A 15,514-nucleotide genomic window follows, 5' to 3' on the forward strand; every position below is an offset into this window, starting at 1 on the left:
GAGCCGGGAGCCGGGAGCCGGGAGCCGGGAGCCGGGAGCCGGGAGCCGGGAGCCGGGAGCCGGGAGCCGGGAGCCGGGAGCCGGGAGCCGGGAGCCGGGAGCCTTCGGACTCACCGGCGAGTGGCTTGTTCACGATGGGCGTGTGGTCCCGTCGGTGATCGTGCTGTCCCATGCCGAACAGCTCGAACGACTCGCCGAGGGGTGTCCCGAAGCAGTCCCCAGAGCGTTCGTCGCCGGCGACCCGTGCCTCGACCAGCTCAACGCCGGGCTGCCGTTCCGGGGGACCTACCGGCGGGCACTGGGCCTGCTCCCCGGCCAGCGGCTTGTGGTCGTCTCCTCGACCTGGGGACGTGATTCGGTACTGGGTACGCCGCAGGCCGGGGTGTTGCGTCGGGCACTCGCCGAACTCCCGGCAGACGAATTCCGGGTGCTCGCCGCCGTGCATCCCAATGCCTGGCACTTTCACGGAGCCTGGCAAATACATAAATGGCTCGCCCCTCTGCTCGAATCCGGACTCCTGCTCCCCGCCCCGGAGACCGAAACATGGAAAGCGGCGCTCTGCGCGGCAGATTTCCTTGTAGGTGACCACGGATCATTGACCATGTATGGGCATTCTCTCGGAATTCCATGCGTTCTCGGCGCATTCAACGACTACAGCGTGGCCCCTGACTCCCCCATGCGGCGGCTCGGGACGCTCCTTCCCCGCCTCTCGCCCGCACACCCCCTGCTCCCCCAACTCCTGCACGCGGCGAACGCCCAGCCCGACAACCCCGAACTCTCCGCCCTGCGAGAGAGCGTGACGTCGGAGCCGGGCAGATCAGCCGTCCTGCTGCGACGACTCTTCTACTTGTGGCTGGATCTTCCTGAGCCGACACAGCCGGCCGCCACCCGCGCGATACCCGTTCCGTCCCCCGAGCCGTCCACGCGCCAAGTCCCTCATCTGCCGGCCACGCTCGTCACCGCCGCGACGACCGCGGAAGGTGTCTGCGCCGAGGACGCCGCCGTGTGGCTGCGGCGCTTCCCCGCCGCGCTGCAGCGCACCCAGGACCGTCACCTCGTCTCGGCACACCTCGCCGCCGACCCTGACGATCCCGACCCCCGCTGGCCCCGGTCCGCCGACGTGCTCCTGCTGCCCCTGGAGCGTGGCCTGTCGCCCGCGGAAGTGAAGTGGTCCGACTTCACGCACCGCTTTCCCGGGTGTCGCATGGTCGCCGTCGAGGAGGCCGACCGAAGTTGTACCGCCGTGCTGGACGACGGCACACGACTGCGATGCAGCTGGGCCGTGGCCCCGGCCTGGGCGTCCTTCGCCGTCGCGGCTTCGGTGGCTCACATCTGGGCGCAGTCCACGGCTGAGCCGATCCACCCCGGTGCCCGGGGCCGGATCTCCGTCCGCGCGGGCAGCCTCCTCGACCAGGGGCTGATCGAGCTCACCGTCCTGTGATCACTCCTGTGCGGGGTTCTCCTCCAATCGTCGGCGGGCCTCCGCCGCCCGGCCGCTGCGCGCCTCGTCGAACAGCCGCCGGGCGCACTCCCAGTCGTCGGCGGAGAGACGGTCGTCGCCCAGGTCCGTACGGATGTCGCCGCGCAGGAGATGGACCACGGCGAGGAAGTACGGGGAACCCGCCTCCCGCATGCCGACCGCCGCCGAGTCCAGGGCCTCGATCGCGGCCTCGAACTGTCCGCAGGCCCGCCGGTCCTCCGCACACCGCAGCCACGTCTTCGCGACGTTGAGAGTGATGTCGGGCCCGTCGCCCAGTTCTTCGAACCGCTGACGCGCGACGCGCAGAGTGCGTTCCGCGTCGGCGTGGCGGTGCAGGGCCGTGTACGCGGCTCCCATGTGGTAGGCGAGCAGGGCTCGCCCCCTGGGGTGGTCGATTCCCTCACCAACTCCTACCGCCTCGCCAGCACCCGCGCTCGCGCCGAAGAGGCGGCCAAGGCCGGCTGACCTCTGCCGCTGCCCGCCTCGATGGCCCGCCGCCCTCCAGGCGCCGGGCCATCGGCCCAACATGCTCCAGTAGGCTGCGTTGGTCATGCACACGCACGCCGCACCCGAGCAGACTCAGCACGACGCGACCGCTTGTGGTCCGCCGATCCGGCAGCTCTTCCGGGACGTCATCGCCGACCGCCTGCCGGACCGAAGGCCGCTCCAAGCGGCGATGCTGTTCGACTCAGAGATCGACCCCGCCTGGGACGACCGGACCTTCCTCGCCGAGTTCTACAACGAGATCCTCCACCAGGACACCTGTCAGCCCGACACCGCCGACGGCCTCGCCCTGCTCGCGGCCCTGGCCGTCGACGACCGGATTCCCACCCGGAACCGGTTCCAAGCCGTCGACCTGCTGTTCAGCGCCGCCACCGTCGCTGAGCGCCACCTCGCCCAGACCTGGCCAGCCACCCCACAACATTCCGATCCCGACAGCGAGGCCCGGGCCTGCAACGCAGTCCAGTTGCACACCCCGAATCTGCTGTCGCGCTGGCCAGCCGAATGCCCCGCAGTTCGGCTGGCCCTCGCCGGCCTCGCAGTCGTCTTCCCGACGGACCGCACCCTGCCCGCCCTGACAGCGCGCCTGCGCACCTTCATGAACCAGCACCCCCAGGGCACCGACATCGGTGACTACGTGCGGTTCGTCCTCGTGCTGGCCGCCCAAGACGACAGCCAGACCCTCGCGGTGACCGAGAAACTCACCGACGCCTACTGGACGGGCACAGCGCGCGGAGTGGCGACACGGGCACGCGCTCTCCACCTCCTCGGCCAGATGCTGACCAAGGTCGGAGCTGAACTCACCCGGCCACGCGGCGGGCAGTGACACCCCGAGGGCGCTGCTAATCCTCGGGGACATTCACGGGCGCCAGGATCCGCAACTGCTGCCCAAACCGGCAGACAAACGCTGCCCCTAGAAGTGAACAAAGCCCCGTGCTCTCTTTGCCGTTCCCATAGTCACAGGCAAAGAAGGTGAGAGTTTCTCGGCACGTGGGCGTGGCCGTGACGACCGCGCCACCCGTCGTGGCTCGTTCTGGAATTGACTGAAATCGCTCCGTACTCGCGGGTGATTGCTGCAAGGGTCTGCGAGAAAACTGTGTGCCTCGAAGTTGATAGGCATGCGCGCCCGGCCTCGACCAATCATCGCAACTGCCGATTGATCCCGCGATGGTGATGTCGCACTGCCGTTCTACCGCTTCGGCCAGTCAGTGCTGTCCGCGTCCACGGACGCACAGTTGGCCGCCACCCTGCACCAGACCGAGACCTTCGTGCGAATCCCGGCGCGCGCGGACTGCGGCGCTCGCCCGGACCACAGTCCGGCCGTGCTGCCCGGTAGTGCAGTGACACAGAGGCGCGTGCATCACGCCACCTGGCAGGACGTGAGGGAAACCGCCGTCGCATCGTAGCTACTCAGCCTTGACAAACCTGATTCCACATCATCAGCCACCGCTGTTGGGGCGCGCCCGGACGCGGCGTGTCGGTGGTCAACGAGGGCCTCGACGTCGCCGCAGGAGTATGTGCGCCAGGGGCGGGCCCTCGGATCGGCGGGGAGGTGACGGCGCGGGACGGCCGGAGGGTCCACAAGGGACTCGGTCTGGGCGACGAGCCCGGCTCGCAGACGTTCCCCGTCGGCGTCGGCGACGTCACGGGCCATCCGGCTGTCCCTCGCCGCGCCGGCCGGTGCGGCCCGGGGCGGTACCGTCGCCCTGGCGGGCGTGGAGTTGCGGCGCGGCTGACGGCTCTCACTTCGGGTTCAGGGGAGAGATGCTCAGCGACTGGTCCTTGGCGTTGTAGAAGTACAGGTCCCGTCCAGGACTGCCGTCGCCGTGGGGCAGGTCCACCTGGCCGATGGCCGAGGCGCCCACCCCGAAGAGCGACAGGCCGCCGATGCCGGGCGGTGGGACGTGGCACACCGGGTCGACGCCTGTCGCGTCCTCGCGCACGTAGTGGATGTACGCGCTGCCGTCGACGCCGGAATACCGCACCAGGTAGGGCTGGTGGTCGATGTCCAGGGGCGCGACGTGCGTGATGGCGCGCTTCCAGAAGCCGGAGCGCGAGGCGAAGGCCATCGTGAAGCCGGTCGGGGTGAGGCGGCGGATCATCACCTCGCCGGTGTGCATGCGGTAGGTCATGGCGTGGGGTTCGCCACGGATCATCAGGGCCACGACGGCCGTGTGGCCCCGTCCCCACTGCATGGTGTTGACGGGTACGGGGGCGGCGGTGGCGCTGTCGAGGCGGAAGAGCCCTGCGTCGCCGCTGAGGTAGTCGTAGCCGATGTAGTGCGGCGCCCCGGCGACGTCGAGCGTCACCACGTGGGTGTGCGAGGCGTGGCCGGGCGGTGTGGTGTGGGTGGGGGTCAGTACGGTCGCGAACTCGTTCAGGGCGAAGATCGCCTGCGCGCCCGATCCGGCCTGGTGGCCGAGGAAGTGCAGAGTCCCGCCAAGTTCGAAGGGGACCAGCGAGCTCCAGCCGGTGCCGATGGACCCTGTGCCCAACGAGTGGTTGGACTCCAAGAGGGGCGGTGTGCCGTCGGGGCGGCGGGGCACGCCTTTGTAGCCGATGGCCGGGGAGATCGCGTAGGCGCCGGTGACCATGCTGTGGGACAGCATGCGCGGTGGGTGCGCCGCGGCCACGAAGCTCTGCACGTGCGTCCAGGATCCCGCGGGGCACGGGGTGGTTTGGCTCAGGAGGAGCAGGTGGCGTCCGATGTCCAGACGTGCCCTCGTCTCGCACACCCGGCAGAACGGATCGGTGCTCTCGCGCATGCGGCACTGCAGGGACGGCCGGAAGACGTCGCAGTCGTAGTTGTACGCGCCCTCGTAGGCGCCGACGGCGCCGGCGGGGATCGGTGGATCGGGGTCGGCGATGACGCGGTGTTCGCGCGTGCACGGCGTGCTGGTCACCGTGGTGGGCACCTGCCACGCAGGCACGGTGAGGAGGTCGGACCACTTGATCTTGACGGCGTTTTTCACCTTGGTGACGTTGGGTTCCTCGGGCTCCGGCGCGACGGCCGGGAACACGGACACGGGGTCGTCCCAGCCGCGCGTGTAGGGATACTCGTCGGCGAGCCCGAAGGCCTGGTGCCCGAGTTCGTGGAGGGCCACGTCCGGCCAGGAGTCTCGGTTCTTGCTGAACCAGCCCACTTCGGCATGCATGGATCCGCCGTAGATGTCCGTGTTGTTGACGATGACGAGGAAGTGGCTCACCGGGCGAAGGCCGGGCTGGTCCCGCACGAACTTGATCACCTTGGCGGAGTCCCCGTAGAGGACGCGTTCGATCTGCGCGCCCTGGAAGGTGTCACGGCCGAAGAGGGCGTCGAACGCCGTGCCGAACGGGGATACGGCGGGCGCGGGCGTGAGCAGCCGGATGTCCTCCCCGCTGTGTGCCGAGGCCTTGCGGACCATGACCACGTTCAGCAGCGGGCGCAGCTCGGGCCGGGAGAACGGCGCGCTCACGAGCAGCCTCTTGACGAACTTCGCCACGTCGGCGTCGAACAGCCCGTCTTTCAGGTCGGCTTGCGTATAACCCTCGGGCACCACGGCGACGGTCCAGCCGTGGGCGACTCGGCTGATGTCACCGAGGGCGAACTCGACGACCTTCACGGGCACTCCTTCGGTCGGACCATGCGGGTCGTCAGGCCGGGGCGATGCGCTAGGCGAGGGGCAGGGAGAAGATCTCGGACGCCGGTTCGGTCAGTCTTCCGGGGCTCGGCGGGCTGCTGAACAGCACGACGGAGGCGCCTTCGGGCAGTACCGGCGCCACCAGTTCGAAGGCGCCCCGAGGACTGTCGATCGGCACGGTGGACAGACCGTCCTCGGGGTGCGGGACCTCCCGGACCACCTCGATCGGCCGATGGCGGCTGCGCCGGTAGAGCACCCGGCCCGCGGCGTCGCGGACCTCGTACCAGAATCCGGAACGCCCCTCGGGCGAGTCGTCGGGGTCGGCACCGCGCGGGGCGGTCATCTCCAGGTCTTGGCGGGAGACGAACCGCACGACCGGGCCGCCCGCGGCCCAGTCCGCGCCGTCGTAGGAGAACGTCAGGCGCATGGCCCTGGGTTCGGCGGGGGTGGGGTCCGGGTCGGGCGGCGAGCCGGCGAGTGCGGACCACGTCTCGGGGGTCATGGTTCCGGTGGTGGTGAGGCCGTGGGCCGCCTGGAAGTCGCGTACGGCCGCCTCGGTGGTCGGCCCGTACGTGCCGTCCGTGTCGAGCTGCGGTTCGGCGCCCTTCCGGTTGAGCAGCTGCTGTACGAGGGCCACCGGCGGGCCCTTCATGGGCGGCAGGCGGGGGCCGGGTTCCAGTAGCGGGAAGGGGGCGGCCACGGCGAGCGCGAACCAGACGGGCGTGTCGACCTCGTCCCCGGGGGTGAGGAGCGGGCCCGAGCGGAACGCCTGTACGGCGGCGAGGGTGAGGACTCCGAAGTTGCCGTCGACGACGAGTGCGGGCTGCGCGACCCCGACGGCGTTCAGCAGACACTGGGCCAGCTTGACGTGGCCGTCGACGGCGTGCGGATCGGCCATCCGGGCGAGTACGGGCAGCAGGGCCCACTCCAGGACCTCGGGCAGGGCGGCGTCCGCGAGGGGCTCGCCCAGCCGTGGGATCACATGGTGGCGGACGGTCGTCGCCGCGGGCGCGAAAGCCCCGGCGCCCGCGTATTCGACGACGATGACGCTCTCGCCGAGCGGCAGCGCGCTCGTGGTGAGGGCCGCCCGCCCCTGCTGGTCCGGTTCGGCGGTCCCGAGGAGGGGGCCGCCCTGGAGGGAGAACGTGACCGTGCCCTGCGGCCCGGCGGGGTCCGTGGCATCCGGGTCGGTGGGGCGCACGAACGTGCCGAGGACGACTTCCTGCCCCTCCTCCGACGGATTGGGCGAGGTGGGCGGGCTGACGGCGTAGCGGCCCGCGACCGAATACGGGAAGGCGAGGGTGCCGTCCCGCTCGACGTCGAACCCTCTCCTGAAGACGCCCTTCGTCGTCCGGGGGACGTAGCCGGCGGCGGGCAGGAGCACGAACTCGGCCTCGCGGCTGCCGCGCCGGAAGGGCGGGGGTCCGGGGCTGCTCGTCTGGATGTTGCTGATCCCCACGAGGTCGCTGTCCGCGTCGTTCGTGTCGATGACGACGGGGTATCCGCCCAACGCGAGCGTGCCGCCGACGCCCGCGGCGCAGCCCGCGTACTGAGAGGCCACGAAGACGTGCCCGTCCCGGTCGACGCCGTAGTGGAAGTCCGCGACGACTCCCGGCCCTGGCTGGAAGCCGTAGAAGTCCGCCGGGAGAAGGGTGAGTTCGTTCACGGTGGCTCTCGGAAGCCACTCGGACGGGCGGGCCAGACCCAGCGGCAGCAGGTCGTGCGACAGCGCCGTGCCGTCGATGCGGACGGCGCACCCCTGTAGCAGCAGCGTGCTGCCGTCGGCTGCGGCGAAGCCGGAGAACTCCTGGCCCACCGTGACACGTCCCGCACGGTCCACGCCGTACCGGAAGTCCGCGACGATCCCCGCCCCTGTCTGGAAGCCGTATCCGGCTGCCGGAAGCACCGTCAGTTCGTTCACGGCAGCTCGGGGAAGCCATTCCGCGGGGCGGGCCAGGCCGAGGGGCAGCAGGTCGTGCGACAACGCCGTGCCGTCGATGCGGATCGTGCGGCCGTGGACCGTGAGGGTGTTGCCGGACGTGGAGGCGTAGCCGGCGGTGTCCGCAGCGGTGTGGACCGAGCCGTCGACGGCCACGGCGAAGTCCAGCTTGCCGTTTCCTCCGCCGAGGCGGTACCGGCCGCACGGAAGGAGGGACAGGTCGTGGGGCCGGTCCGACTTCAGGGGCCTCTTGCCGGCCTCCAGCGTGAGGTCGTGGTCGAGAGCGGTCCCGTCCACGCGGACGTGCAGCCCGTGGAGGGTGAGAAGGCGGGTGCCCCGTCCCTCGGCGATGCCGTCGAGGGCGGCGTCGAAGTCGAGCGTGCCGTCGGCGGCCACGGAGAAGACGACGTCGGAGGCGGGTGCGGGGTCCTGCCGCAGGTGGTAGGTGCCGGGTGCTGGGAGCGTCAGGGTGGGCGGCGGGCTCTTCGAGCCGTCGACCGGGCCGAGGCCCGCCTCGGGAACGCCGAACGACGGCACGGTGAGGCGCGAGGTGTCGATCTGGATGTCGGCCATCGGTTGCTCCCCGCTGTCGGGCGGTCGTGGGGACGGAGGGTCGTGCGGCGAAGGGTCAGAGCAACGGTGCGTCAGAACGGCGTGGCGCCGCGGATCAGCAGGCGCGGCGCGGCCACGATCCGGGACCGGTTGCGGGCCTGCCGCAGGTTTCCCGGCTCGGCCGGATCGCGCGCCCAGCGGCGGATGAAGCCGTCCCAGCCTCCGGTGATGATCTCCCTGCCGTCGGCAGTGACGGTGATCGCCCAGACGCTCATGTGGCCGGTCTCCAGGGGTGCGCCGACGGGCCCGGCGTCGGCCCGCCGCCAGCGGCGTACGGTCCCGTCGTCGCAGCCCGCGACGATCTCGCCGTCCGCGGTCAGTGCGAGGACGTGGACGGGCGCGCCGGCCACGAGAGGGGCGCCGATCGGGCCGCCGATCGCGCGGTCCCAGCGACGCACCGTGCCGTCCCGCCCGCCGGTGACGATCTCGCCGCCGTCGGCGGAGACGGCGAGGGCGGGTACGGGGCCGGTGTGGCCGCCGAACCGGGCCAGGAGTTCGGCACTCTCGCGATCCCAGAGGCGGACCGCCCCGTCGTCGCCGGCGGTGGCGACGGCCCGTTCGTCGGGGGTCAGGGCCATGGCGCGGACCGGCCCGTCGTGGGCGGTCAGCGGGTCGGCGAGGGAGGTGCCGTCGGCCCGCTTCCAGCGTCGTACCGTGCCGTCGTAGCCGGCGGTGAGGAGTTCGGAGCCGTTCTGCGCCGTGCGCAGCGCGAGGATCCAGTCGCCGTGGGCCGGGACGGGGTCGGCCGCCGAGATCGAGGTCGTGCGGTGCCGGCGGTTCACGGTGCCGTCGCTGCCCGCCGTGACGATCTCGGCGTCGTCGGGCGTGAGCAGCATCGCCCAGATGCTGCTCCGATGGGCGACGAGCAGTGGGCAGAGGGCCTCGCCGGTCTCGCGGCGCCAGCGCAGGAGCCGGCCGGCGCCGTCCGCGCTGACGAGCTCGGTCTCGCCCTGGGTGAGCGCGAGGGCGGTCACCGCGCCTTGACCGTGGTTCACTCGGTGGTCTCCTTCGCCGGGAGCACGCCGTCGAATTCCAGCCCCGAAGCGCCCTCGCCCTGTCCGGACCGGGCGCGGCGCCCGGTCCAGGAGTAGTGGCGGCCGTCGTGGCCGCGGGCGGTGGCGGGGATCCGGCCGGCGGTGACACCGGAGCGTGGGATCTCCTCGTCCCGGAAGTACACGCGGGGGACCTCCGGTTCGAGCAGGCGGCCGCGTGCCTGGGTGTGCAGGGTTCCGTGTGCGGTGGGCAGGGTCATCCTGCCGCGCCGGAACCGGACGGCGGCCGAGCCGGGTTCCAGCGGTACGGGTACCAGGGGGATCCAGTGGTAGGGCACGGCCGTCTCCAGTTGGTACATGAGGGCGCCGGGGACGTCGGAAGGGGCGGGCGGGGCGGCGGCGGGGGTCTCGTCGGCGCGCGAGCGCGGTCTTCCGGTCGCGCTCTGCACCGTGCGTTCGACCGCCCAGGCGAGGTTGCTCATCTCGTCGCGTACGAACAGCACTTCTTCGACCGCTGGGCCTTCGAGCCGGGCCGCCGCCCGGGGCAGCAGCGGCAGCACGGCGGGGCCGGGACGGCCGGTGCCGGCGGTGCCGGGCCGGAACAGGGACCAGTGCTCGTCGCCTGCGGCGTCGAGGCTGAGACGCTCGCCGAAGGTGTCCACGACGGTGAGGTCGGTGACGGCGTGCACATGGCCCACGTCCAGCTCCAGCGGCACCACCCAGTGGTTGTTGCCGTAGACGTTGGCGAACTCCACGAGCAGCAGCCGGGCGAGGTCGGTGGGGCCGGCGTCGACGGAGGGCAGGTTGACGGTGGTGTCCTCGAACTCCCACCAGCGTTCGGCGGGCATGCCGGGGTAGGTGGCGCGGGTGGGCAGGAGGGTGCGGGTGGCGGGGTGCGGGTCCGTGGGGGCGGTGGCTTCGGCGTCGATGTCGAAGTGGTAGCTCTCGACTCCGCCGCCCGGGTACTCGGGCGCGGTCAGGGTGATGCGTCGGCTGCCGTGGGAGGCCTCGACGGCGAAGTGGTGTTCGAGGCGGTCGCGTACCCAGCTGGAGCGGGTCGGCGGGGTGTGCTCGGCGGCGAACCAGGCGCGCCATGCGGTCGCGGCCTGCTCGAAGGCGTTCAGGTGGGCCGTGCCGAGACCGGTCGGGTGCCAGCCGGTGGCCAGTGCGCGGGCGAGTCTGCCGCCGTGCGGGGCCCGGGCGAGCAGGGCTTGGGCGAGCGCCTGCCCGGCCGGGTCCGCGTGCGGCCCGGCGTCGGGCTCTTCCTGGGCGGGAGGGTCGACGAGGGGGAACTCGGCCAGGGCCTGGTCGGTGACGGAGTCCCGGACTGCGGCGGGCAGCGCGCGGAGCAGGCCGAGGAAGCGCAGTCCGGCCCGTGCGGCGGCGCGCAGCGGCAGTTCGCGGTCCGCGGGATCCGGGTCGCGGCCCGCCTCGACGAGGTAGTCGAGGGGGACGCCGGGCGGACAGGCCGTGGCGGGGCCGGTGTCACCGGGCCGGAACCGGTCCACGGCGGCCGCCGCCGTGGACACGGAACAGCCGACGGGCGAGCCGCCGTCCTCGCCGTGGAACTCGGCCAGCTGCCATTGGCGGGCCAGCAGGAACAGCGGGTCGGCGATCCGGGCTTCCAGGGCTTCGTCGAGCTGTCCCCCGGTGCCCTGCGGCCGGACGTTGGGCTCGATGCGGTGGAAGTGGGCGAAGACCGCCTTGTCGTCGGCCATGCTCAGGCCTCCTGGTCTCTGATCTTGGTCATGGCGCCCTTGGAGATGTGGGACTTCATGGCTTCCAGGAGCGCGATGCCGGGGAGGGCGCCGAGCGATTCCTGGGGCAGGTAGACGCCGGGCAGATAGCGGCCGACCCAGCCGAGGGCCTGGAGGTCCACCAGGCGCAGCCCGGTGAGGTCGAGGGCCTCGCGCACGGTTTCGCTGAGCAGTCCGGCCGTCCAGGGGCTGCCCACGACCGGTGGCACGGCGAGGAGGACGGCGTGCGGGGCGCGGGCGCCGGGGGCGTCGTAGTGGAAGGACACCCCTGCCGTGTTCCGCTGGGCGGGGATGAGTTCGGTCCATTCGTCGATCACGAGGACGGCGGCGGGCTCCGCGGGGTCGGCGGTGGGGCGGCCGTGGACGGCGAGGCCGGTGGCGGGGGGCGGCTCGTCCGTGCGGCGGGCGCCGACCCACCGGTCGCCGGGGGTGAAGGGGGTCTGTCCGATGCGCAGGACGAAGTCCCCGCCGGTGCCGGTCGCTTCGCCGTGGACGAGCAGGTCGGCGAGGGCGGCGGCGCCGGGGCGGGCGGTGGCGGCGCGTTCGAGCCAGTCCCGCGGGATGGTGCCGTCCGTGCCGCCGCGGTCGAGGCCGGGTCCGAAGGAGGCTGCGAGTGCGGCCGGTGCGGTGCCGAGGCCGACGGCGCGGAAGCCGGGTCCGAAGATTTCCCGCAGGGCTTCCACGGCGGCCTGCGGGCCGGTAAGGGCCAGGGCTCGTCGTGCGAGGTCGAGCCGGGCGCCGGCCTCCTGGACGGCGGCCTTCGTGCGGGCGGCCGGGTCGTCGTCGGCGGCCGAGGCCGGTACGACGATGCCGTGTGCGGCGAGCCGTTGCAGGTCCCCGGCCTGTGCGGCGTCGTCCAGTGTGTCGAGCGTGCGCTGGGCGCGGCCGCGCAGTTCCGTCTCGTCCAGGACCTGTTCGGGCGGGCCGGCGGCGGGCGCGAGGTCGGCGGGCGCGCCGGGCCGGCCGGTGGCGAGGACGGCGGCGACGGCGCCGGCGAGCGCCTCGAACTCCTGCAGGGAGACCGTCGAGCGCGGCCAGCCGGCGCCGCGCCCGTCGAGGAGTTCGGCGACGGCGTCGCTCGGCAGGTCGTCGGGCCGGTGTGCGGTGAGCGCCTGGCCGAGGGCGGGGCGCAGGTCTCCGGCGGCGGCGAGGGCGAGGACGTCCAGGGCGCAGTGACCGGTGAGGGGCCAGGGGTGGGTGCGGGTCGCGACCGGGGCGGCGTGGCCGGGCCGCCGCCAGGCGGCGCGGAGCCGAATGCGGTCGGTCCGGCCCAGCTGGTGGCCCGCCCAGGCGTCGAGCCGGGGTTCGGCCGCGGCGCGGGGCCGCTCGCGGCGGCCCGGGCCGTCCCAGTCGGCCGCCGGCGGCGTGTTCTCCGGGACGACGAGCAGGACGCGGTGGGTGACGGGCGTGCCCTGGGCGGGTGTGTCGAGGAACTCCGGGCGGGGCGGGGCCTGGCCGCCCGCGGCGAGGCTGCTGAGGGTGGCGCCCGCCCGGTCGGAGTTGCCTTGGGCGAGCTGGTGCACGCTTTCGGCGAGGAGCAGGTCGCTGACCGCGTCGATGTCCTCGTGCAGGGCCTCCAGTGCGGCCCGGACGGCGGGTTGCTCCCGGTCCGGGTCCAGGGGCGGCGTGATGCCGCCCTCCAGCAGGCTCATCGCGGCGGCGACGGACAGCTCGCCCACGGCGGCCCCGTCGGTGACGTCGTGCGCCGCGACGAAGCCCTGGGCGCCGGGGGCCGGGTGGTGCGGGGCGCGCAGCGGCCACCGGGCGCGCAGCGGGGCGATGACCCGGTCGAGTTCCAGGAGTCCGGAGGTGTTCTCCCGCGCTTCGTGCAGCCTCCGTTCCAGGCGGTAGCCGAGCAGCGCCCCCACGGGCTGGCCCTGGCGTACGCCGTCCAGGACGGCCATGGCGGCGCGCATGCGGCCGGAGGTCAGGTTCACGGCGAACGCGCCGGGGTCCGAGGGGTGGGACAGGTATCCGCTGTGCAGGACGGCGGCCGTGGCGGCCTGCGCCAGCGACGGTGCCAGTACGAAGCCTTCGCTGCGGCGGCCCTCCTGAGGTGAGAGGTCCTGCACCCAGCCGTAGGCCCCGAGTTGGATGCCCGTGGGCCGCCGGCCGTCGGCCCGCATGGCCTGGAGGCGCACGGTGGCCAGCGAGGTGATCCAGGCGTCGAGGCGGTGCGAGGCGAGGTCGAGGCACTCGCCCAGCAGCCGTTCGATGACGGTGAACGGGTCCTCGCCCGCTTGGTGCCAGGCGTGGACGCGGGTGGCGAGGTAGCGCAGGGCGGCGTCGATCTCGGCCAGCCGGACGCTCCACGGGCGTTCGAGGTCGAGGGGCCGCAGGATGCCCCGGTCCTTGCGGACGGCGTCGGCGACGGCGGGGGCGAGCAGGGCGCGCTCGGCGTCGACGGCGTCGTGCACGGTGTGCGCGTCGGCGCCGGCGGCGGGCATGGCCAGGCCCAGGGTGGACTTCATGGCGAACGGCTTGAGTTTGAGGCCGGCCTGGGAGGCGAGCGTCTGCGCTGCCCCGGACGACAGCATGACCTCGGCGAAGCGCAGCCGGTTGGCCTTCACGAGCTGTGCGGAGTGCGCGGCCGCTGCGGCGGCGTGGCCGTACTCCAGGTTGGCGGTGTGCCGCAGCAGCGCTTCGAGGAGGGTGCGGGCCCGGGTGGGGCGTACCAGGAGGTGGATGAGCTCGAAGCGGTCGACCACCCCCTCCAGGAACGCGGCGAGATCGGCGACGGGGTCGGCGCCTTCGGGCAGTTCGGTCAGGCGGGCGGCGGGCAGCCACAGGCGGCTGGGGCGCGGTGCGTTCTGGTGGTGGGAGACGACGGGCTCGTAGTCCAGGCCCAGGGCCCGGTTCAGGGCGGCGGACAGCCGGGTCTCGGGTCCGGTGCCGCAGTCGGGCACCAGGCCCAGGAGGCGGTTGGTGTAGCAGGCGTTGAGGGCGCCCCGTACGTCGCGTACGTCGACCGATCTCGACACTGCGGCGAGGCCCAGGGCGCGCAGGACGTCGCGTTCGGGCTTCGGTAGGGGAAGGGTGTCGTCGGGCTGGTCGGGCCCGCCGACCCGGGGCAGGGTTTCGACGCCGACGTGCCAGAAGGGGCGCAGGGTGGTCAGTACGCGGTGCAGTCCGGCGAGTTGGCCGCGTTCCCGGTCGGCCTGCGGGTCGGGCTGCCAGCGGTGCATGACCGTCAGGGGCAGCACACCGTACGGCTGCTTGCCGAGGCGCAGGGCGGGCAGCGGGCCGCGGGCGCGTACGAGGTCCGCTTGGTGCAGGCGCAGCCAGTCCAGGTCGATGCCCGTCTCCTGGGTGTGGCTGTCGCTCTCCATGAGCTGGTCGAGGAAGAAGTCTCCGGTGGCGCTCCACAGGGCCAGTTGGAGGGCGCGCGCGTCGGCCTGTTCCGGTTCGGCGCCGCCGGGCAGTTCGGCGGCCGCGGTCTCGGGGATGCCGAGAGCGGTGGCGAGGCGGGCGGCGTTGGCCCACGGGTCGGGCGCGGGGGCCGGTGCCGCGGGCAGCAGGGCGTCCACGTCGGGGGGCGGCTCCGCGGGCCGGCGGGCCTGCGGGACGTTGTTGGTGGGGGTGCCCTGGGCGACGAACGCGGCTTGTCCGTCGCGGGCCCGTCCGGTGAGCAGCCGGGCCACCCGCTCCGCGGAGCTCTGCGGGTCCAGGGAGGCGGAGACTCCGAAGGCGATGACGCGGGAGAGCAGCGGGCGGCGTTGCGGGTCGTAGCCGGTTCTGTCGAGGGGGACGGTGACGGCGAGGCCGTCTTCGCGCGCGGCGGCGAAGTCCGTGAGCCAGCGCAGGCCCGGTTCGATCGGTGGGCCGGCGTCGTCCGCTCCGGGCGGGGCGGCCGGGGCGTCGGGGTCCGGGCCGACCTGGACGGTGTCCGGTACGGCCGCGCCTCGTTTCTCGCCGACGAGGATCTCGCCGTCGGGGGTGCGCTGGAAGGCCTGGACGAGGAACTGGTCGGGCAGGGTGGAGGCGGTGGCCGCCCGGTCCCAGCCGCGGGAGCGGGTGGTCACGTCGGCGGGCCAGGCCGGTTCGGGGCCCGTCTCGCTCTCGGCCAGGGGCAGTTCGGGGCGGTCGTCGGCGGTGGGGGCCAGCAGGGCGGCGATCCGGCGGGCTCGGGCGGCGCCGAGCGCTCCGCGCAGTTGCTCCCAGGCGCCGAGCCTGATGCGGTCCCGGTCTCCGGCCGCGTTCTCGGTGCGCCCGGCGCGGAAAACGGTGCGCCAGTACCGCTTGCCCTGCTGGACCTCGCCTTCGGTGGGCAGGGGTTCGTGGCTGTCGATGTGGACGTCGTCCGGGAAGATCCGTACGTCGAGGCTGTCGGCCGGGCCGCCGGCGGGCCGCAGCCGGGTCTCCAGGCGCACCGGCGCGAGCATGAGCGGCACCTCGGGATCGAGCCGGGCGAGCAGTTCGTCCACGTCGGTCACGGCGGTGAACGTGCGCAGGGCCTCGTGCAGGGCGCGGTGGGCGGCCCGGGCCTCCTCGTACGCGGCGCGGCGTTGCGCGGGGGTGGCTTCGGGGCCGAGACCGGTGCGTCGCTGCTCGGCCTCGGCGACGGCCGCGCGCAGCGGTGCGAGGTCAGTCATCCGGTCTGTCTCCCTGAGGTC

The 15,514-nt window shown here is 73.1% G+C and carries 8 protein-coding genes; 2 read left to right on the forward strand and 6 right to left on the reverse strand.

The window, feature by feature from the left end; all coding sequences use genetic code 11:
- Positions 1–658 precede the first annotated feature (658 nt).
- A complete protein-coding gene (locus tag ACWCPF_RS38095; protein ID WP_451049710.1) occupies positions 659–1,441 on the forward strand; it encodes a hypothetical protein in 783 nt (260 codons plus the stop codon).
- Here the strand turns inward: ACWCPF_RS38095 and ACWCPF_RS38100 are convergent, their stop codons facing one another.
- A complete protein-coding gene (locus ACWCPF_RS38100) occupies positions 1,442–1,837 on the reverse strand; it encodes a hypothetical protein (protein WP_451049711.1) in 396 nt (131 codons plus the stop codon).
- 193 nt (positions 1,838–2,030) lie between these two features.
- On the opposite strand from ACWCPF_RS38100, the gene ACWCPF_RS38105 reads away from it, so the two are divergent.
- On the forward strand, positions 2,031–2,807 hold the full coding sequence (locus ACWCPF_RS38105; RefSeq protein ID WP_451049712.1) for a hypothetical protein: 777 nt from the start codon (positions 2,031–2,033) through the stop codon (positions 2,805–2,807).
- 916 nt (positions 2,808–3,723) lie between these two features.
- On the opposite strand, the gene ACWCPF_RS38110 is transcribed toward ACWCPF_RS38105, so the two are convergent.
- The 5 genes from ACWCPF_RS38110 to ACWCPF_RS38130 form a co-directional block, all read right to left on the reverse strand.
- The gene (locus ACWCPF_RS38110) at positions 3,724–5,583 is read right to left on the reverse strand and encodes a M64 family metallopeptidase (protein WP_451049713.1); all 1,860 of its coding nucleotides are present in this window, start codon (positions 5,581–5,583) and stop codon (positions 3,724–3,726) included.
- 49 nt (positions 5,584–5,632) lie between these two features.
- The gene (locus tag ACWCPF_RS38115) at positions 5,633–8,113 is read right to left on the reverse strand and encodes a peptidoglycan-binding protein (protein ID WP_451049714.1); all 2,481 of its coding nucleotides are present in this window, start codon (positions 8,111–8,113) and stop codon (positions 5,633–5,635) included.
- A 71-nt stretch (positions 8,114–8,184) separates the two neighbouring features.
- Positions 8,185–9,147, reverse strand: a complete 963-nt coding sequence (locus ACWCPF_RS38120; RefSeq protein WP_451049715.1) for a WD40 repeat domain-containing protein — start codon at positions 9,145–9,147, stop codon at positions 8,185–8,187.
- Positions 9,144–10,862: a hypothetical protein gene (locus tag ACWCPF_RS38125; RefSeq protein ID WP_451049716.1), complete on the reverse strand. Its 1,719-nt coding sequence runs from the start codon at positions 10,860–10,862 to the stop codon at positions 9,144–9,146. The genes ACWCPF_RS38120 and ACWCPF_RS38125 overlap by 4 nt, the downstream gene beginning before the upstream one ends.
- Before the next feature lie 2 nt (positions 10,863–10,864).
- Positions 10,865–15,493, reverse strand: coding sequence for a hypothetical protein (locus ACWCPF_RS38130; RefSeq protein WP_451049717.1), 4,629 nt, complete (start codon positions 15,491–15,493; stop codon positions 10,865–10,867).
- Positions 15,494–15,514 lie beyond the last annotated feature (21 nt).

It is taken from the genome of Streptomyces sp. NPDC001858, from assembly GCF_053594615.1.

Excerpts from the sequence above, each read along its gene's own strand:
- ACWCPF_RS38100 (WP_451049711.1), bottom strand. The coding sequence starts at position 1,837 with ATGGGAGCCGCGTACACGGCCCTGCACCGCCACGCCGACGCGGAACGC.
- ACWCPF_RS38105 (WP_451049712.1), top strand. The coding sequence starts at position 2,031 with ATGCACACGCACGCCGCACCCGAGCAGACTCAGCACGACGCGACCGCT.
- ACWCPF_RS38115 (WP_451049714.1), bottom strand. The coding sequence starts at position 8,113 with ATGGCCGACATCCAGATCGACACCTCGCGCCTCACCGTGCCGTCGTTC.
- ACWCPF_RS38125 (WP_451049716.1), bottom strand. The coding sequence starts at position 10,862 with ATGGCCGACGACAAGGCGGTCTTCGCCCACTTCCACCGCATCGAGCCC.
- ACWCPF_RS38130 (WP_451049717.1), bottom strand. The coding sequence starts at position 15,493 with ATGACTGACCTCGCACCGCTGCGCGCGGCCGTCGCCGAGGCCGAGCAG.